The sequence below is a fragment of the Klenkia brasiliensis genome (assembly GCF_900100695.1).
GTDB lineage: Bacteria > Actinomycetota > Actinomycetes > Mycobacteriales > Geodermatophilaceae > Klenkia > Klenkia brasiliensis.
The window spans coordinates 17,559-35,656 of record NZ_FNCF01000009.1; the positions used below are offsets into that span (position 1 = coordinate 17,559).

An 18,098-nucleotide genomic window follows, 5' to 3' on the forward strand; every position below is an offset into this window, starting at 1 on the left:
GCACCACAGTGGCCACACAGCTGGTGATCATGGATCACCTACCTCCGCGACCGCGAGGTCGCCCGACCTTCGGAGGCGGCGTGCCGAGCGCGACGAAGCACACGGGACGGTCCAGGGCGCGGCTGGTCGGGATGGCGGCCAGCGCCGTCGTCGCGGCCTCCGGCCTGGCCGCCTGCAGCAGCGGGGACGGCGGTCCTCCGGTGCTCAACTGGTACATCAACCCCGACTCCGGCGGGCAGGCCGAGATCGCGTCGCGCTGCACCGACGCCGCGGAGGGGCGCTACACGATCGCGGTGTCCACCCTGCCTCGTGACTCGCCCTCCCAGCGCGAGCAGCTGGTCCGCCGACTGGCGGCCAACGACTCCTCGATCGACATCATGAGCCTGGACCCGCCCTACATCCCCGAGTTCGCGCAGGCGGGGTTCTTCGCCCCGATGCCCGAGGACGTCGCGCAGCGGGTCAGCACCGACGTCGTGCAGTCGGCCATCGACGGCTCGACCTGGGACGGCGAGCTGGTCACCGTCCCGTTCTGGGCCAACACGCAGCTGCTCTGGTACCGCACCAGCGTCGCCGAGGCCGCGGGCCTGGACATGAGCCAGCCGGTCACCTGGGACCAGCTCACCCAGGCCGCGCAGGACCAGCAGGTGCGCCTGGGCGTGCAGGGCATCCGGTCGGAGTCGCTGACCGTGTGGCTCAACGCGCTCATCGAGAGCGCCGGCGGGTCGATCATCGCGGAGAACTCCACCGACCCCGAGCAGATCCAGCTCGGGCTGGACTCCGAGGCCGGTGTGCGCGCCGCGCAGGTGATGCGCGACGTGTCGGCCAGCGGCACCGGCGGCCCGGCGCTGTCCACGGCGAACGAGGACACCACCGCGACCGACTTCGAGGGTGACTCGGCCGGCTTCCAGGTCAACTACCCGTTCGTCTGGCCGCGGGCCCAGGCCGCGGTCGAGGGCGGGACGCTGGACCAGTCCGTGCTCGACGACTACGGCTGGGCGCTGTACCCGCGGGTCGACGCCGACACCGAGACCGCACCGCCCTACGGCGGGATCAACCTCGGCGTCGGGGCCTTCTCCGAGCACCCGGACCTCGCCTACGAGGCCACCGAGTGCATCACCTCGACGGAGAACCAGACCTACTACTTCACCAGCAACGGCAACCCGGCCTCGGACACCACGGTGTACGACGACCCGGAGGTCCTGGACACCTTCCCGATGGCCCCGACCATCCTGCAGTCCCTCGAGCTGGCCAAGCCGCGGCCGCAGACCCCGTACTACAGCGAGGTCTCCGGCGGGATCCAGCGCGACTACCACCCCACTGCCGAGATCGACCCCGAGCAGACGCCGCAGGACGCGACCGAGCTCATCGAGGCCGTCCTGCGGAAGGAGCAGCTGCTGTGACCACCACGGAGGCGCGGCCCACCGGCGCATCGGTGCCGGCCCGGGCGGCGAAGGGAGGTGCCAGCGACCGCGCGAAGGCCGAGCGCAAGCTCGGCTGGCTGCTGGCCGGCCCGGCACTGGCGGTGATGCTGCTGGTCACCGCCTACCCGATCGCCCAGGCGTTCTACGACTCGTTGTTCGACTACCGGCTCACCGACCCGGAGAACCGGTCGTTCACGGGCCTGAACAACTACCTGGTGGTGCTCACCGACCAGCTGTGGTGGCAGGCGGTCGGCGTCACCGCGCTGATCACCGTCATCACCGTGGCCGTGGAGCTGGTGCTCGGCTTCGCCCTGGCGATGGTGATGAACAAGGCGCTGCGGTCGATCCGGCCGGTCCTGCGGGCGGCGATCCTCATCCCCTACGCGGTCATCACGGTGGTGTCGGCCTTCGCCTGGCAGTTCGCCTTCGACATCAACACCGGCTTCGTCAACAGCTGGTTCTCCTGGCTGCCGGGGGTCGACCCGACCACCGACTGGTTCGGCAGCTTCGGCAGCTCGCTGCTGGTGATCTGCCTGGCCGAGATCTGGAAGACCACGCCGTTCATCTCGCTGCTGCTGCTGGCGGGTCTGGCGCAGGTGCCCGAGGTGCTGCAGGAGGCGGCCAAGGTCGACGGCGCCACCTGGTGGCAGCGGATGCGGCGGGTCACCCTGCCGAACATGAAGGCCGCGATCATGGTCGCGCTGCTGTTCCGCACGCTGGACGCGTTCCGGGTGTTCGACTCCATCTTCGTCATGACGGCGGGGGCCAACGGCACCGAGACGGTGTCCTTCCTGGCCTACCGGCAGACCATCTCCCGGCTGGAGATCGGGCTGGGGTCGGCGGTGTCGGTGCTGCTGTTCCTCACCGTCGTGCTCATCGCCTTCGTCTTCATCAAGGGCTTCAAGGTCGACCTGGCCCAGGCCCGGGGGGAGAAGTAGATGTCCACCAAGGAGAAGACCCTCTGGATCATCGGTGGGGTCCTGATCGCGCTGTACTGCCTGGCACCCATCGCCTGGATCATCTCGCTGTCCTTCAAGGCACCCTCGGACCTGTCGAACGCGCAGTTCCTGCCGACGACGGCCTCGAGCGAGAACTACGCGACGATCTTCACCGGTTCGGGCTCGGACCTGTTCCTGCCGGCGCTGCGCAACTCGTTCGGCATCTGCCTCATCGCGACCTTCATCAGCTGCGTGCTGTCGATGTTCGCCGCCTACGCCATCGCCCGGCTGGACTTCCCGGGCAAGAAGTTCATCCTCGGCACCGCGCTGGCGGTGGCGATCTTCCCGGTCATCTCGATCGTCACGCCGCTGTTCAACCTGTGGCGCACCATCGGCCTCTACGACACCTGGCCCGGGTTGATCATCCCGTACCTGTCGCTGACCCTGCCGCTGTCGATCTGGACCATGTCGGCGTTCTTCCGGGAGATCCCGTGGGAGATGGAGCAGGCCGCGCAGGTCGACGGCGCCACCACCTGGCAGGCCTTCCGCAAGGTGATCGTGCCGCTGGCGGCGCCGGGGGTGTTCACCACCGCGATCATCGCGTTCTTCATCGCCTGGAACGACTTCGTCTACGGCATCTCGCTGACCTCGACGTCGGCGTCCCGCCCGGTCCCCGCGGCGCTCGGCCTGTTCTCCGGCGCCTCGCAGTTCGAGGACCCGACCGGGGCCATCGCCGCGGCCGCGGTCGTCGTCACCATCCCGGTCGTCGTCCTGGTGCTGCTGTTCCAGCGCCGCATCGTCGCCGGTCTCACCAACGGGGCCGTCAAGGGCTGACCCGCCCCCAGCCCACTCCACCCGGAACGAGGAGGTACCGATGGCTTCCATCGAGATGAAGGACATCGTCAAGCAGTACGGGGACGGGTTTCCCGCCGTGAACGGCGTCAGCCTGGACATCGCCGACGGGGAGTTCATGATCCTGGTCGGCCCGTCCGGCTGCGGGAAGTCCACGCTGCTGCGGATGATCGTGGGCCTGGAGGACATCACCTCCGGCGACATGGTCATCGGCGGCACGCGGGTCAACGACAAGGCCCCGCGCGACCGCAACCTGTCGATGGTCTTCCAGAACTACGCGCTCTACCCGCACATGAGCGTCTACGAGAACATCGCCTTCCCGCTGCGGCTGGCCAAGACCCCCGACGACCAGGTCGACCGGCTGGTCAAGGAGGCCGCCGACGTGCTCGAGCTGCACGAGCACCTGGAGCGCAAGCCGGCCAACCTCTCCGGCGGCCAGCGCCAGCGGGTGGCGATGGGGCGGGCGATCGTCCGGCAGGCCGAGGCGTTCCTGTTCGACGAGCCGCTGTCCAACCTCGACGCCAAGCTGCGCGGCCAGATGCGCACCGAGATCGCGCGGCTGCAGCGCCGGCTGGGCATCACCACCGTCTACGTCACCCACGACCAGACCGAGGCGATGACCCTGGGCGACCGGGTCTGCGTGCTGCGCAAGGGCTCCATCCAGCAGGTGGCCTCCCCGCGCGAGCTCTACGAGCAGCCGGTCAACCTGTTCGTCGCCGGGTTCATCGGCTCCCCGCCGATGAACTTCCTGCCCGCGACGGTCCAGGGGTCGACGCTGCAGACCCCCTTCGGGCCCGTCGAGCTGGACGAGCGGCGCGCGGCCGCCGTCGCCGGCCGCGACCTGCTGCTGGTCGGCATCCGGCCGGAGTACTTCGAGGACGCGTCGCTGGTCGACGAGGCCAAGAAGCACGTCGGGACGACGTTCACCGCGAAGGTCGACGTCACCGAGTGGCTGGGGGACCAGCAGTACGCCTACATCCCCTACGAGGCCCCCGACCAGATCCGCACCCGGCTGCGCGACCTGTCCAAGGAGCTCGACAGCGAGGAGCTGCGCACCCAGGCGATCGTGTCCATCGACTCGACCAGCCGGATCCGCGAGGGCCGCGAGGCCGAGTTCTGGCTGGACACCCGCAAGGTGCACGTCTTCGACCCGGAGACCGGCGAGAACCTGACCCGCGACGCCGAGGCCGGGGCCGAGCTGACCCGGATGGCCGTCGAGGACCGGGAGGAGCAGGTGGCCGAGGCCAGCGGCGGGCTGACCGGGGACCGCAGCAGCGGCGCCGCGTGACCTGCCCGCGCCGCGCGTGAGCGGCCCGGCGCCCTGGTGGCGGCGGGCGGTCGTCTACGAGGTGTACGTGCGCAGCTTCGCCTCCGCGGGGGCGGGGCGGGCGCACGGCCTCGGCGACGTCGCGGGCATCCGGTCCCGGTTGCCCCACCTGACCGACCTCGGTGTCGACGCGCTGTGGATCACCCCGTGGTACCCCTCGCCGATGGCCGACGGCGGGTACGACGTGGCCGACCACTGCGACGTCGACCCGCGGTTCGGCACGCTGGACGACGTCCGGGCACTGCTGGCCGACGCGCACGACCGCGGCCTGCGGGTGCTGGTCGACCTGGTGCCCAACCACACGTCGATCCAGCACCCCTGGTTCACCGAGGACCCGTCGCTGTACGTGCTGCGCCCCGGCCGGGGCGACGGGCCGCCCAACGACTGGATCTCGGCGTTCGGCGGGCCGGCGTGGACCCGGCTGCCCGGGTCGGACCTGTGGTACCTGCACACCTTCGCCCCCGAGCAGCCCGACCTGGACTGGTCGAACCCGGAGGTGCGCCGCCGGTTCGACGACGTGCTCCGGTTCTGGCTGGACCTGGGCGTGGACGGTCTGCGGGTCGACGCGGTGCCGGCGATCGGCAAGGACCTGACCCTGCCCGACGCCGGCCACGAACCCGGTGCGCTGTTCGCGTCGTCGTCCTGGGTGGGCAGCCCGCAGTGGGACGGCGACTGGGTGCACGACGTGGTGGCCCGCTGGCGCACGGTCGTCGACGAGTACCCCGGTGACCGGGTGCTGGTCAGCGAGTCGGTGGTGGCCGGGCCCGAGCGGGCCGCGCGCTACGTGGCGCCGGGGCGGATGCACACCACCTTCAACTTCGACCACCTGCACGCCCCGTGGGACCCGGCCGAGCTGCGCGCGGTGGTCGACGCGACCCTGGCCGCGCTGGCCCCCACCGGCGCACCGGCCACCTGGGTGCTGTCCAACCACGACGAGACCCGGCACGTGACCCGCTTCGGCCGCCGGTCCACCGGGGTCGGCGTCATGGGCTTCGATGCGGGGGAGCCCAGCGACCCGGTGCTGGGGCTGCGCCGGGCGCGGGCGGCGGCGCTGCTCATGCTCGCCCTGCCCGGCAGCGCCTACCTCTTCCAGGGCGAGGAGCTCGGCCTGCCCGAGGTCACCGACCTGCCCGAGGAGCTGCTGCAGGACCCCACCTGGGAGCGCTCCGGGCACACCTCCCGCGGCCGCGACGGCTGCCGGGTGCCGCTGCCCTGGTCGGGGTCGGCGCCGCCGTTCGGCTTCGGCGCCGAGCACCCCTGGCTGCCGCAGCCGGCGGCCTGGGCGGAGCTCACCGCGCAGGCCCAGGACGGCGACCCCGGGTCGACGCTGACCCTGTACCGCACCGCGCTGCGGCTGCGCCGCGAGCTGCTGGCCGGTGAGGAGTTCGGCTGGGACGACGCGCCGCCGGAGGTGCTGTCGTTCACCCGCGGCCGGGGCCTGCGCTGCGTGGTCAACCTGGGCACCGACGCGCTGCCGCTGGTGGGCGAGGTCCTGCTGGCCAGCGGGCCGGTGCCCGGCGGCGAGCTGCCCCCGGACACCGCGGCCTGGCTGTCCGTGCCCTGATCAGCCGCGGGCGGCGTCCAGCTCGGCGCGGGTGGGCGGGTCGGCGCCCACCCGGGTGCAGCACAGCGCGGCCACCAGGGCGGCGTCGGCGACCACCCGGCGCAGCAGGTCGTCGTCGACGGCGTCCAGCGCGGCGCGGGTGGTGACCCCGGCGTCCAGCAGGCCGGTGAGGAACCCGGCGGCCAGGGAGTCCCCGGCGCCGACCGTGTCGGCGACGGTGACCGTCGGCGGGGTGTGCCGCAGCAGCGGCCGGCCCGGGCGGGCCACGCGCAGCGGCTCACCGCCGTCGGTCAGCAGCACCACGCCGGGACCCCGGTCGGCCCACCGCTGCACGGCCTCGTCGAGGTCGGTGGTGTCCGGCTCGAGCCAGGCGAGGTCCTCGGCGCTGACCTTCACCACGTCGGCGACGGCCAGCAGTCGGTTCAGTCGGCGCCGGACGTCGGGGCCGGTGTTGCCGAACCCCTCGGCCAGGGACACCCGGATGTTGGGGTCGACGCTCACCAGTGCCGAGCCGTCGGTGTGCAGCCGCTCGGCGAGGCCGGCGATGGCCTCGCTGCCGGGGGCGGTCCAGGAGGAGATCGAGCCGACGTGCAGCGCGGTCGCGCCCGGTGGCCAGGCGGCGGCGACCTCGTCGTCGGTCCACTGCCAGTCGGCGGCACCCAGCACGTGGAACCCGTAGTCGGCCGAACCGTCGGGGGCCAGGCCCACCACGGCCAGGCTGACCGGGTCGCCGGAGTCCACCGAGCGGGAGGCGTCCACCCCGGAGAGCTCGGCATGGCGGCGCAGGTTGCCGGCCAGCGGGCCGGTGCCGAACCGGGCGAGCAGGTGCACCGGGTGGCCCAGCCGGCCGGCGGCGACCGCGACGTTGAGGGCGTTGCCGCCGGGCCGGGCGACGAACTGCGGGGCGGTGCCCTCGGCCCCCGCGTCGGCCCCGGGGACCGGGATGAGGTCGACGACGAGCTCGCCGAGGACGGTCAGCATGCGTGGGAGACTAGGTGGTGCAGGTCTCACCCAGGCGCCGAGGTGGCCCGCTGATCACGGAGCCTGGGACGATGGACGGCGACGACGTGCGCACCGCCCCCCGGAGACGTGCACCCGACCAGGAGGAAGCATGCCCAACCCGTTCGTGAAGCTCTGGAAGTACCTGACGGCGTCGGCGAACGCGCAGATCGACGAGCGTGCCGACCCCAAGATCCAGATCCAGCAGGCGATCGAGGGCGAGCAGCAGCGGCACCAGTCGCTGGCCAACCAGGCCGCGGCGGTGCTGGGCAACCAGCGTCAGCTGGAGATGCGGCTCAACCGGCAGCTCGGCGAGGTGGAGCAGCTGCAGTCCTCCGCGCAGCAGGCCCTCGCGCTGGCCGACCAGACCCGGGCCACCGACCCGGTCAAGGCCGGCGAGTACGAGCAGGCCGCGCAGGCCTTCGCCACCCAGCTGGTCAGCGCCGAGCAGTCCATGGAGGACCTCAAGCGCAGCCACGACGAGGCGCTGCAGGCCGCCGAGCAGGCCAAGGGCGCGGTCGAGCAGAGCCGGATGCGGCTGCAGACGATCCTGGCCGAGCGCACCAAGCTGCTCTCGCAGCTGGAGCAGGCCAAGATGCAGGAGCAGGTGTCGGCGTCGCTGAAGCAGGTCAACGAGCTGTCCGCGCCGGGCAACACCCCGAGCCTGGGCGAGGTGCGCGACAAGATCGAGCGGCGCTACGCCAACGCCCTGGGCCAGGCCGAGCTGGCGCAGAACTCGGTCGAGGGCCGGATGCTCGAGGTGCAGAAGGCGACCCTGGACGTGGCCGGTGCCTCCCGGCTCGCCCAGATCCGCGCCGGCATGTCCGGTGGGGCGGCCGGCGGGCAGCAGGCGGTGACCGGTGGGTCGCAGCCGGCCGGGGCGATCGAGCAGGGTGCGCCGCAGGTGCAGCCGCTGCAGCAGCACACCGAGCAGCCGGCCGAGCGGCCGCAGCAGCAGTAGCAGGACCTCACCGACGACGCCCTCCCCGCAGCAGCGGGGAGGGCGTCGTCGTGTCAGTACCGGGCCCGCCGGGCGGGGGTGCCGGGCAGGCCGGTGCGGGCGTGCGGGTCGACCGGCACCGGGGTGGCCTGGCAGGACGGGCACCACCAGGTCACCCGCTCCTGCAGGTCCGGTCCCTGGTCGCCGAGCTGGATCGGGGTGCGGCAGCGCCGGCAGGGCCGGCCCTTGCGCCCGGCCACCCAGTGGTCCTGGCCGCGCCGGGTGTCGCCGGTGGTGCTCTGCTCGGGCCGGTCGCGGTTGGCCAGCATGAGCGTGCGGGCCCGCTCCACCAGCGCGGGCAGGTCGGGGACGTCGGCCACCCGGGCCCACGGGTTGACCCCGCAGAGGAACAGCGACTCGACCTTGTAGAGGTTGCCGGGGCCGGCCAGGTTGCGCTGGTCGAGGATGGCCACGCCGATCTGCTCCTCGGGTCGGGCACGCAGCCGGCGGACCGCCTCGTCGAGGTCCCAGTCCGGGCCCAGCACGTCGGGCCCGAGGTGACCGACGAGCTGGTCCTCCTGGGCGGTGGGCACCATCGCCATGTCGTGCAGCCGGTAGCCGACGCACTCCCACTCGTCGGTGGTCAGCACGGCGCGGATGCTGTGCCCCGGGCCGCCGCGCCACCGGCTGCCGGGGCGGTAGATGTGCCAGCTGCCGTCCATGCGGTAGTGCGTGCGCAGCGTGCGGCCGTCGGCCAGCCGGATGAGCATGTGCTTGCCGCGGGGGACGACCTCGGTGACGACGGCGCCGGTCAGGTCGACCGCGGCCAGCTGGGGCACCCGCAGCTCGCCGCGGCGCAGGGTCGCGCCGTGCAGGGCGGTGTCCATCCGTTTCGCCGCCAGCCAGACGGTGTCGCCCTCGGGCATGCCCTCCATCGTCCCTGCTGGTCGGGGTCGGTGCGCGCGGTGTGAGCCCGCCGACACCGGGAAGACCGCGAGATGCCTCAGCGCTGAGACATCCCCGTGAGCACGAGGTTCCAGGACAACAGGGTCGCGCCCCAGCCGGTCACGGTGACCGCTGCCCGGGTGGTGCGCCCCGACCGTCGCGAGGCGTTCGAGGAGTGGGCCCGCGACGTGCAGGCCCTGGCGGCCACGTTCCCCGGTCACCTCGGTTCCTCGACGCTGCGGCCCGGTGCCGGCAGCGACGAGTACCACCTGGTCTACCGGTTCGCCGACGCCGACTCCCTGGCCGGGTGGGAGCGCTCACCGCAGCGTGCGGAGCTGGTGGCCCGGCTGGGTGACCTGGTCGAGGACGAGCGGTTCGCCGTGGTGGAGGGCCTGGAGGGGTTCTTCGGCCGACCGGCCTCCGCGCCGCCGGTGCCCACCTGGCGGGTGGTGCTGCTGACCGTGCTCGGGGTCTTCTCGCTGACCAGCAGCTTCCACGTGCTGGTGCAGCCGCTGGTCGCGGCGTGGCCGTGGCCGGTGCAGCTGCTGCTGTCGGCGGTCCTGGTCGTCAGCGGGCTGCGGTTCGCCGTGATGCCCGCGCTGACCCGGGTGTTCGCGCGCTGGCTGCGTCCGGCACCACACCGCTGACCTCTGGTCGGCCCCCGCGGCCGGGCGCATCCTGTCCGGGTGCCGACCCGCCGCCCGCCGTCGCCGGACACCGAGCCGGTCACCGTCACCGCGGCCCGGTCCGTGCGACCGGACCAGGTGGCCGCCTTCGAGGCGTGGGCCGCCGAGATCATGGCGCTGGCCGCGACCTTCCCGGGTCACCTGGGCTCGACCCTGCTGCGCCCCGGGCCGGGCAGCACCGAGTACCACCTGATCTACCGCTTCCACGACCGCGAGGCGCTGGCGGCCTGGGAGCGCTCGGCGGACCGGCACGGGGCGCTCGGCCGGGCCGGTGGGATGGTCGACAGCGCGCGCTACAGCCGGGTGTCCGGGCTGGAGAGCTTCTTCACCGCGCCGGACCGCGCGGACGGGCCGTCCCGCACCCGGCTCACGGTGCTGACCATCGCGGTGGTGTTCGTGCTGCAGCTGGGCGTCCAGGCCCTCGTCGCGCCGTCGGTGTCGCACTGGCCGCTGGTGCTGCGGGCGCTGTTCTACGCCGTGGTCCTCGTGCTGGCGCTGGGGTACGTCTGCATGCCGTTCCTGACGCGCCGGCTGTGGCGCTGGCTCCGTCCGCGCCGCTGACCACACGTGTCGACGTGTCGACCCGTCGACATGTCGATCAGCCGCGCAGCCGCAGGCCCCGCGGGGTCGCGCTGAACCCGGCTGCCTGCAGGGCCGCCGACAGCGGGGTGGACTCGTGCACCGAGGCGCCGTCGGCCTTCTGCACCGTCATTCGGCCCAGCGCCCCCGCGGCGGCGGCGTTGGACAACGCGGTGGCGGCCTCCTTCAGCGCCACCTCGTCCTCGGTCCAGGACAGCAGCGTCTTCCCGCCCCGCTCGACGTAGAGCACCAGCTCGCCGTCCACGAGCACGACCAGCGCACCGGCCTTGCGCCCGGCCCGGTGCCCGGTGGCGCCGCGCTTCTTCGCCGTGCCGCCGCCGGGTCCGCCGCCGGGTCCGCCGCCGGGGCCGTCGCCCTCGCCCAGGTCGACGGCGTCCTCGGCGGGCTCGGCGCCGGGACGCTCGGGCCAGGGCAGTGCGGCGCCGTAGACGTTGGCCGGGTCGGTGGCGGCGAGCACCACCGCGGGGGTGGGCGTGCGGTCGGGGCTGGCGAAGCTGCGCAGCCGGTCGATGGAGCCGGGTGTGCCGAACTGGGCGGCGCCCAGCGTCTCGACGAAGTAGCCCCGGCGGGCCCGGCCGTTCTCCTCGTAGGCCCGCAGGATCGGGTAGACCGCGGAGAACCCGCCCAGCACCTGCTCGGCCATCACGGCGCCGCGGGTCAGCACGCCGTGCCGCTCCAGCAGGGACTCAGTGCGGGCGTTGTTCCGCTTGGTCGCGTTGGTCTCCAGCTCCGGCAGCGCCGACCAGCGGCCGGCCACCATCGGCGGCCCGGTGCGGGTGGGCATGGCCGGTCGCCCCACCCGGGTGCGGCCGTACCGGGTGCGGTCCAGGCGGGCGCGGGGGGCGGGCGCGGTCTTCTTGTGCGCGCCACCGCCGGCCAGCCGGGCGCGCAGCGGGGCCAGCGTGTCGTTGGTCAGGCGGCCGGACCAGACCAGGTCCCAGACCGTCTCGGCGAAGGCCTGGTCGTCGGTGGCCCCGACGAGGTCGGACAGCCCGCGGAAGAACAGGGCGCGGCCCCCGGCCAGCTCCTCGAGCACCTGCTGGGCCACCCCGCCCTCGTCCTGGGCGCCCAGCGGCGGGTCGGGCAGCAGCAGCGGCGCCAGGTCGGCCGGGACCAGGGTGATCCAGCCGTCGCCGCCGGCCAGGCCGCCGGCGCCGGCCCACAGCACCTCGCCGGCGCTGGTCAGCTCGTCGAGCATGCCCGGCTGGTAGCCCTGCACCCGCGACGGCAGCACCAGCGTCTCCAGCGCCGACGCGGGCACCAGCGCACCGGCCAGCTGCTCGACGACGGCCAGCACGCCGTCCACGCCGCGCATCCGGCTGCCCACCGACTGCCAGGACGGCGTGTAGCGGGCCAGCGTGGTCGTGGGGACCGGCTCGACCTCCTGGCGCAGCTTGGCCAGCGACCGGCGGCGGATGGAGCGCAGCACGTCGGCGTCGCACCACTCCTGGCCGACGCCACCGGGCCGGAACTCGCCGGTCACCACCCGGCCGGCGGCCACCAGCCGGGCGATGGTCGTGGTCACCACCGCGACGCCCAGGCCCAGCCGGTCGGCGGCCTCGCTGGGCACGAAGGGCCCGTGCGTGCGGGCGTAGCGGCTGACCAGGTCGCCCAGGGGGTCGGCCACGGGCTCGGTGAACACCTCGGGCACACCCACCGGCAGCGCGGTGCCCAGCGCGTCCCGCAGGCGGCCGGCGTCCTCGATGGCCACGTAGCGGTCCTGGCCCGCGATGCGCACCTGCAGGGCCCGCCGGGAGGCGACGAGCTCGTCGAGCCAGTCCTGCGGCACGCCGCGGGCGGCCGCCTCGGCCGCGCTCAGGTCACCGACCACCCGCAGCAGGTCGGCGGCGCCGTCGACGTCCCGGGGGTGCCGGTCGGCGGGCAGCCGCTGCAGCTCGGCCTCGATCTCGCCGAGTGCGTCGCCGTCGAGCAGCTCGCGCAGCTCGGACCGGCCCAGCAGCTCGGCCAGCAGCCCGGTGTCCAGGGCGAGGGCCTGGGCCCGCCGCTCGGCGAGCGGGGCGTCGCCCTCGTAGATGAACTGGCCGACGTAGCCGAACAGCAGCGACTGCGCGAACGGGGAGGCGGTCGGGGTCTGCACGTCGGCCACCCGCACCCGCCGCGACCGGACGTCGCTCATCAGCTCGACCAGGCCGGGCACGTCGTAGACGTCCTGCAGCACCTCCCGGACCGCCTCGAGGGTGATGGGGAAGCCGGAGAACTCGCTGGCCACGCTGAGCAGCTGCGCGGCCCGCTGGCGCTGCTGCCACAGCGGGGTGCGCCGGCGCGGGTCGCGGCGGGGGAGCAGCAGGGCCCGCGCGGCGCACTCGCGGAACCGGCTGGCGAACAGCGCGGAGTTGCCGACCTCCGCGGTCACCTCCCGCTCCACGTCGTCGGGGTCGAGGATCGCGAGGTCGGCCTCCGGCGGCTCGCCGGTGGTGTCGGGCAGCCGCAGCACGATGCCGTCGTCGGCGTGCATGGAGGCGACGTCGACGCCGTACCGCTCGCGCAGCCGGGCCGCCAGCACCAGCGCCCAGGGGGCGTTGACCTGGGCGCCGAAGGGGGAGTGCACGACCAGCCGCCAGTCGCCCAGCTCGTCGCGGAAGCGCTCGACCAGCAAGGTCCGGTCGTCGGGCAGGTGCCCGGTCGCGGCCTTCTGCTCGGCCAGGTAGGCCTGCAGGTTCGCCGCGCCCCACTCGTCGAGGCCGGCCGCACGCGCCCGCTCCAGGCCGTCCTCGGGGGTGGCGCCGCCGACCTCGCGCAGGAACGCGCCCAGCGCCCGGCCGAGCTCCAGCGGACGGCCGAGGGTGTCGCCGTGCCAGAACGGCATCTTCCCGGGCTGGCCGGGGGCCGGGGTGACCAGCACCCGGTCGTGGGTGATCTCCTCGATCCGCCACGAGGAGGAGCCGAGCAGGAAGACGTCGCCCACGCGGGACTCGTAGACCATCTCCTCGTCGAGCTCACCGACCCGCCGGCCGCCGGTCTCGCCGCCGCCGGAGACGATGAAGACGCCGAACAGCCCCCGGTCGGGGATGGTGCCGCCGCTGGTGACCGCCAGCCGCTGCGCGCCCTGCCGGGCGGTGAGGGTGTCGGTGACCCGGTCCCAGGTCAGCCGGGGCCGCAGCTCCGCGAAGGCGTCGGAGGGGTAGCGGCCGGCGAGCATGTCCAGCACGGCGTGCAGCGCGGAGTCCGGCAGCGAGGCGAACGCGGCCGAGCGGCGCAGCACGCCGGCCACCTCGTCGACGGTCTTGGGCTCCTCGGCGACGATGGCCACGATCTGCTGGGCCAGCACGTCGAGGGGGTTGCGCAGGTAGCGGATGGACTCGATCTGGCCGGCCTTCATCCGCTCGGCCACCACCGCCGACTGCACGAGGTCGCCGCGGAACTTCGGGAACAGCACGCCGCGGCTGACCGCGCCCACCTGGTGCCCGGCCCGGCCCACCCGCTGCAGGCCGGCCGCGACGTTGGGCGGGGACTCCACCTGCACCACCAGGTCGACCGCGCCCATGTCGATGCCCAGCTCCAACGACGACGTGGCGACGACGGCCGGGAGCTGCCCGGACTTCAACGCCTCCTCGACCACCGCGCGCTGCTCGCGGGACACCGAGCCGTGGTGCGCACTGGCCACGGGCTTGGCGTCAGCCGGCAGGCCCCCGCCGCCGCCGGCCTGGGCCATCAGCTGCGCCGCGTCGGCGCCGGCCGGGACGGTCTCGCCGGTGGCCCGCTCGTAGGCGAGCTCGTTGAGCCGGCTGGTCAACCGCTCGGCCAGCCGGCGGGAGTTGGCGAACACGATGGTGGAGCGGTGCGCCTCGATGAGGTCGAGCACGCGCTCCTCGACGGCCGGCCAGATGGAGGACCGGGGCTGGGACCCCGATGCCGACCCCTCGAGCTCGCCGGTGGGCTGGCCGAGGGTGGACATGTCCTCGACCGGGACCACGACCGACAGATCCCACTTCTTCTGCGACGGCGGCGCGACGACCTGCACCGGCCGGCCACCGGCCAAGAAGGTGGACACCTCGTCGATGGGGCGGACCGTCGCCGAGAGCCCGACCCGCTGCGCCGGCCGGTCGAGCAGGGTGTCGAGCCGGTCGAGGGAGACCGCGAGGTGGGCCCCGCGCTTGCTGCCGCAGACGGCGTGCACCTCGTCGATGATCACCGTCTCGACGCCGCGCAGCGCCTCCCGGGCCTGGCTGGTCAGCAGCAGGAAAAGCGACTCGGGCGTGGTGATGAGGATGTCGGTGGGCCGGCGGGCGAAGGCCCGGCGCTCGTCGGCCGGGGTGTCGCCGGAGCGGGTCGACACGCTGATCTCCGGGCGGGGCAGACCCAGCCGGGCGGCGGCCTGGCCGATGCCGGCCAGCGGGGCCCGCAGGTTGCGCTCGACGTCGACGGCCAGCGCCTTGAGCGGGGACACGTAGAGCACCCGGCAGCGCTTCTGCTCGTCCTCGGGCTGGGTGCTGGCCAGCCGGTCCAGCGACCAGAGGAACGCGGCCAGCGTCTTGCCCGACCCCGTCGGGGCGACGACCAGGGCGTGCTCGCCGCTGCTGATCGCCGTCCAGGCGCCCTCCTGGGCCGGGGTGGGCGCGTCGAACGCCCCGGTGAACCAGGCCCGGGTGGGCTCGGTGAACCGGTCGATCGCGGACGGGGCAGCGGGCACGGGACGAGTGTCCCCAGGGGGTACGACATTTACGCAGAACGGGTTCGGGGACTGGGAACAGTCAGCGCTGTCTGCCACAGTCGGGCCATGCGCTCCCACCTGTACGAGGCCGACCACGAGGACTTCCGCGCCAGCGTGCGCACGTTCGTGGAGAAGGAGATCGCCCCCTTCCACGCCCAGTGGGAGAAGGACTCGATCGTGCCGCGCGAGCTGTGGACCGCCGGCGGCGCGCAGGGCTTCCTCGGCATCGACCAGGACGAGCGGTACGGCGGCGGGGGAGTGCGCGACTTCCGCTACCAGGCCGTGCTGAGCGAGGAGATGGCCCGGGTCGGTGCCTCCGGCGTGGGCTTCGGCCTGCACAACGACGTCGTCAGCCCCTACCTGCGCGACCTGGCCACCGAGGAGCAGAAGCAGCGCTGGGTGCCGGGTTTCTGCAGCGGGGAGACCATCACCGCCATCGCGATGACCGAGCCGGGCACCGGCAGCGACCTGCAGGGCATCACCACCACGGCCCGCCGCGACGGCGACGGGTGGGTGCTCAACGGCTCCAAGACCTTCATCACCAACGGCATCAACGCCGACCTGGTCATCGTGGTCGCCCGGACCGACCCCGAGGCCCCGGCGTCGAAGGGCACCAGCCTGCTGGTCGTCGAGCGCGGCATGTCCGGCTTCGAGCGCGGCCGCAACCTGGAGAAGGTGGGGCTCAAGGCGCAGGACACCGCCGAGCTGTTCTTCACCGACGTCCGGGTGCCGGCCGAGAACGTGCTCGGCACGGTCGACCGGGGCTTCCTGCACCTGATGGAGAACCTGCCGCAGGAGCGGCTGAGCATCGCGATCGGCGCGGTGGCCGCCGTGGAGACGGTGCTGGCGCAGACCGTGGAGTACGTGACCAGCCGGACGGCGTTCGGGCGGCCCGTCGGCAGCTTCCAGAACAGCCGGTTCGTCCTCGCCGAGCTGCAGACCGAGGCGACCATCGCGCGGGTGTTCGTCGACGAGTGCATCCGGCAGCTGGACGCCGGCACGCTGACCGCCGTGGACGCCGCCCAGGCCAAGTGGTGGTGCTCGGACCTGCAGAACCGGGTCGCCGACAGGTGCCTGCAGCTGCACGGCGGCTACGGCTACATGGACGAGTACCCGGTCTCGAAGGCCTGGCGCGACGCGCGGGTGCAGAGCATCTACGGCGGTACGAACGAGATCATGAAGGAGATCATCGGACGGTCGATGGGGTTGTGAGCGACCTGTCCGGGGGAAGCACCCGGGCATGCAGCTGACCGACGCCGAGGCGATCGAGGAGTGGACGCGGGCGCAGGCCAGGGTGGTGGAGCTGGTCGAGGGCATCCCGGCCGCCGACGCGGCCCGGCGGGTGCCCGCGTGCCCGGACTGGTCGGTGCACGACCTGCTCGCGCACGTGGTGGGCTACTCGACCGATGCCCTGGCCGACCGCGAGGACGACGACCACGGCGCCGCGTGGACGCAGGCGCAGGTCGACGCGCGCGCCGGGCGGGGCATCGCGCCGCTGGTCGCCGAGTGGCGGGGCAACACCGAGCCGCTGCGGGCCTGGATGGCCGAGCACGGGGTGCGACCGCTGAACGACGTGGTCATCCACGAACAGGACCTGCGGGGTGCCCTCGGCGTCCCCGGCGCCCACGACACGGCGGCCCTGGCGGTGGTGCGCGACCGGTTCGCCGGGCGGGTCGCCGACGCCGCCGCCCGCGCGGGGTTGCCGCCACTGCGGATGGAGGGCGGGTCGTGGAGCCACGGACCGGCCGACGCCGCCGTCGTCGTCGCGGCGTCGGACTTCGACCTGGCCCGGTCCGTGCAGGCCCGCCGGTCGGCCGACCAGCTGCGGTCCTGGACGGTCCGCGGGGACGTCGGGCCCTACCTGGACTGCTTCGCCACCCTGGGGCCGCTGCCGGAGCGGGCGCTCACCGACGGCGCCACATGAGCAGCAGCGAGACCGCGAGCAGGCAGGCGAGCGCGATCTGGCCGATGGTGTCCCAGGTCGCCGAGCCGGTGCTGGGGATCATCCGGCCACGGTAGCCGCGGGTACCGTCGCCGGGGTGCGACTGCAGGAGTTCTGGGCCCGGGTGCGCGGGGAGTTCGGCGACGTCCGCGGCGAGGCGATCGCGCGCGACCACGTCTTCTCCGCCTTCGAGGGCCGCACCGCGGTGGGGGCACTGGACGCCGGGGTCCCCGTCCGCACGGTGTGGCTGGCGATCTGCGAGGAGTTCGACGTCCCGGCGCAGGTCCGCTGACCCGCGCCGGGACGGTCGATCACTTCCCGAGGACCAGTGCGACGTGCTCGGCGAGGGTGCGGGTCGGCCGGCCGGTGAGGGCGGAGATGCCGCCCTGGCCGGCGTCGAGCGCACCCGTGGAGATGTTGCCGTCCAGCACGGCCACGAAGCCCGCGGTGCCCTCGTCCAGGCCGGCGCCGCGCAGCGCCGCGACGTGCTCCTCGGCGGACAGGTCGCGGTAGGTCACCTCGCGGCCGGCCTGCCGGCCGACCTCGGCGGCCAGGTCGGCCAACGTGAAGGGGGCGTCCCCACCCAGCTCGACGACGCCCGGCTGCGGGTCGTCTGCGGTGAGGACGGCGACCGCCGCGGCGGCGAAGTCGGCGCGGGAGGCGGGGAATGCGCGGCCCTGCCCGGCGCTGCCGACGACCTCGCCGGCGGCCGCGGCCTGGCCGATCTGGGCGTCGTAGTTCTCCCAGTACCAGTTGTTGCGCAGCACGACGGCGGGCAGCCCGCTGGCCGCGATCGCCTGCTCGGTGGCGGCGTGCTCGGGGGCCAGCACCAGGTCGGTGGCGTCGGCCTTGGGCGCGGAGGTGTAGACGAGCAGGGCGACGCCGGCGGCCCGGGCCGCCTCGACGACGTTGGTGTGCTGCGCGACCCGCTGGCCCACCTCGCTGCCCGAGACCAGCAGCAGCCGGTCGGTGCCGGCCAGGGCCTGCTCCAGGGACGCCCGGTCGGTGTAGTCGGCGACGGCGACGCGGACGCCGCGGTCGGCCAGGTCCCCCGCGCGGGCCGCGTCGCGGACCAGTGCGGTGACCTCGGCGGCGGGGACGCCGGCGTCCAGCAGGCCGGTGACGACGAGCCGGCCCAGCTGGCCGGTGGCTCCGGTGACGGTGATCATGCTTCCTCCTCCGATGGCACTAACTCCTGGTTAGTGCTTTCGC

The 18,098-nt window shown here is 73.8% G+C and carries 16 protein-coding genes; 11 read left to right on the forward strand and 5 right to left on the reverse strand.

What is annotated here, in order from left to right; all coding sequences use genetic code 11:
• The first annotated feature begins 131 nt into the window (after positions 1-131).
• The 5 genes from BLT39_RS20550 to BLT39_RS20570 are packed head-to-tail and all read left to right on the forward strand — an operon-like array spanning position 132 to position 6,102.
• Entirely contained in the window at positions 132-1,400 is a 1,269-nt protein-coding gene (locus BLT39_RS20550) for an extracellular solute-binding protein (protein ID WP_091068668.1), read from the forward strand.
• A complete protein-coding gene (locus BLT39_RS20555) occupies positions 1,397-2,359 on the forward strand; it encodes a carbohydrate ABC transporter permease (RefSeq protein ID WP_091068671.1) in 963 nt (320 codons plus the stop codon). The genes BLT39_RS20550 and BLT39_RS20555 overlap by 4 nt, the downstream gene beginning before the upstream one ends.
• Positions 2,360-3,193: a carbohydrate ABC transporter permease gene (locus tag BLT39_RS20560; protein WP_091068674.1), complete on the forward strand. Its 834-nt coding sequence runs from the start codon at positions 2,360-2,362 to the stop codon at positions 3,191-3,193. It begins immediately after the preceding gene.
• A 40-nt stretch (positions 3,194-3,233) separates the two neighbouring features.
• Positions 3,234-4,499 carry an ABC transporter ATP-binding protein gene (locus tag BLT39_RS20565; protein ID WP_091068678.1) on the forward strand — a complete coding sequence of 422 codons (1,266 nt, stop codon included), beginning with the start codon at positions 3,234-3,236 and terminating at the stop codon, positions 4,497-4,499.
• Between the two features lie 16 nt (positions 4,500-4,515).
• The gene (locus BLT39_RS20570; RefSeq protein WP_091068680.1) at positions 4,516-6,102 is read left to right on the forward strand and encodes a glycoside hydrolase family 13 protein; all 1,587 of its coding nucleotides are present in this window, start codon (positions 4,516-4,518) and stop codon (positions 6,100-6,102) included.
• Here the strand turns inward: BLT39_RS20570 and BLT39_RS20575 are convergent, their stop codons facing one another.
• Positions 6,103-7,083: a carbohydrate kinase family protein gene (locus BLT39_RS20575; protein WP_091068684.1), complete on the reverse strand. Its 981-nt coding sequence runs from the start codon at positions 7,081-7,083 to the stop codon at positions 6,103-6,105. It lies immediately after the preceding gene.
• Between the two features lie 130 nt (positions 7,084-7,213).
• Here BLT39_RS20575 and BLT39_RS20580 point away from each other — a divergent pair, with 130 nt between their 5' ends.
• On the forward strand, positions 7,214-8,062 hold the full coding sequence (locus BLT39_RS20580; protein ID WP_091068687.1) for a PspA/IM30 family protein: 849 nt from the start codon (positions 7,214-7,216) through the stop codon (positions 8,060-8,062).
• A gap of 53 nt (positions 8,063-8,115) precedes the next feature.
• Here the strand turns inward: BLT39_RS20580 and BLT39_RS20585 are convergent, their stop codons facing one another.
• Positions 8,116-8,967, reverse strand: a complete 852-nt coding sequence (locus BLT39_RS20585) for a DNA-formamidopyrimidine glycosylase family protein (RefSeq protein WP_091068996.1) — start codon at positions 8,965-8,967, stop codon at positions 8,116-8,118.
• 96 nt (positions 8,968-9,063) lie between these two features.
• On the opposite strand from BLT39_RS20585, the gene BLT39_RS20590 reads away from it, so the two are divergent.
• Together BLT39_RS20590 and BLT39_RS20595 are read left to right on the forward strand one after the other, a co-directional pair.
• Entirely contained in the window at positions 9,064-9,633 is a 570-nt protein-coding gene (locus BLT39_RS20590; protein ID WP_091068690.1) for an antibiotic biosynthesis monooxygenase, read from the forward strand.
• Between the two features lie 39 nt (positions 9,634-9,672).
• A complete protein-coding gene (locus BLT39_RS20595) occupies positions 9,673-10,233 on the forward strand; it encodes an antibiotic biosynthesis monooxygenase (protein ID WP_091068694.1) in 561 nt (186 codons plus the stop codon).
• Positions 10,234-10,270: 37 nt separating this feature from the next.
• Here BLT39_RS20595 and BLT39_RS20600 read toward each other — a convergent pair whose 3' ends face one another.
• Entirely contained in the window at positions 10,271-14,923 is a 4,653-nt protein-coding gene (locus tag BLT39_RS20600; protein WP_207508272.1) for an ATP-dependent helicase, read from the reverse strand.
• 87 nt (positions 14,924-15,010) lie between these two features.
• On the opposite strand from BLT39_RS20600, the gene BLT39_RS20605 reads away from it, so the two are divergent.
• Positions 15,011-16,156, forward strand: coding sequence for an acyl-CoA dehydrogenase family protein (locus tag BLT39_RS20605; RefSeq protein ID WP_091068999.1), 1,146 nt, complete (start codon positions 15,011-15,013; stop codon positions 16,154-16,156).
• Between the two features lie 28 nt (positions 16,157-16,184).
• Entirely contained in the window at positions 16,185-16,868 is a 684-nt protein-coding gene (locus BLT39_RS20610; RefSeq protein WP_207508274.1) for a maleylpyruvate isomerase family mycothiol-dependent enzyme, read from the forward strand.
• On the opposite strand, the gene BLT39_RS22135 is transcribed toward BLT39_RS20610, so the two are convergent.
• Positions 16,849-16,950: an LPXTG cell wall anchor domain-containing protein gene (locus BLT39_RS22135; RefSeq protein ID WP_131801530.1), complete on the reverse strand. Its 102-nt coding sequence runs from the start codon at positions 16,948-16,950 to the stop codon at positions 16,849-16,851. The two genes, BLT39_RS20610 and BLT39_RS22135, sit on opposite strands and share 20 nt — an antisense overlap.
• Positions 16,951-16,983: 33 nt before the next feature.
• Here BLT39_RS22135 and BLT39_RS20615 point away from each other — a divergent pair, with 33 nt between their 5' ends.
• Positions 16,984-17,178 (forward strand): DUF3046 domain-containing protein, encoded by a 195-nt coding sequence (locus BLT39_RS20615; RefSeq protein ID WP_091068703.1) that lies wholly within the window; start codon positions 16,984-16,986, stop codon positions 17,176-17,178.
• Between the two features lie 19 nt (positions 17,179-17,197).
• Here BLT39_RS20615 and BLT39_RS20620 read toward each other — a convergent pair whose 3' ends face one another.
• Positions 17,198-18,055: an NAD(P)H-binding protein gene (locus tag BLT39_RS20620; RefSeq protein WP_091068707.1), complete on the reverse strand. Its 858-nt coding sequence runs from the start codon at positions 18,053-18,055 to the stop codon at positions 17,198-17,200.
• Positions 18,056-18,098 lie beyond the last annotated feature (43 nt).

Bases quoted from the DNA above. Each gene is read 5' to 3' on its own strand.
- BLT39_RS20550 (WP_091068668.1), top strand. From the start codon at position 132: ATGGCGGCCAGCGCCGTCGTCGCGGCCTCCGGCCTGGCCGCCTGCAGC.
- BLT39_RS20560 (WP_091068674.1), top strand. From the start codon at position 2,360: ATGTCCACCAAGGAGAAGACCCTCTGGATCATCGGTGGGGTCCTGATC.
- BLT39_RS20565 (WP_091068678.1), top strand. From the start codon at position 3,234: ATGGCTTCCATCGAGATGAAGGACATCGTCAAGCAGTACGGGGACGGG.
- BLT39_RS20575 (WP_091068684.1), bottom strand. From the start codon at position 7,083: ATGCTGACCGTCCTCGGCGAGCTCGTCGTCGACCTCATCCCGGTCCCC.
- BLT39_RS20580 (WP_091068687.1), top strand. From the start codon at position 7,214: ATGCCCAACCCGTTCGTGAAGCTCTGGAAGTACCTGACGGCGTCGGCG.
- BLT39_RS20585 (WP_091068996.1), bottom strand. From the start codon at position 8,967: ATGCCCGAGGGCGACACCGTCTGGCTGGCGGCGAAACGGATGGACACC.
- BLT39_RS20605 (WP_091068999.1), top strand. From the start codon at position 15,011: ATGCGCTCCCACCTGTACGAGGCCGACCACGAGGACTTCCGCGCCAGC.
- BLT39_RS20610 (WP_207508274.1), top strand. From the start codon at position 16,185: ATGCAGCTGACCGACGCCGAGGCGATCGAGGAGTGGACGCGGGCGCAG.
- BLT39_RS22135 (WP_131801530.1), bottom strand. From the start codon at position 16,950: ATGATCCCCAGCACCGGCTCGGCGACCTGGGACACCATCGGCCAGATC.
- BLT39_RS20620 (WP_091068707.1), bottom strand. From the start codon at position 18,055: ATGATCACCGTCACCGGAGCCACCGGCCAGCTGGGCCGGCTCGTCGTC.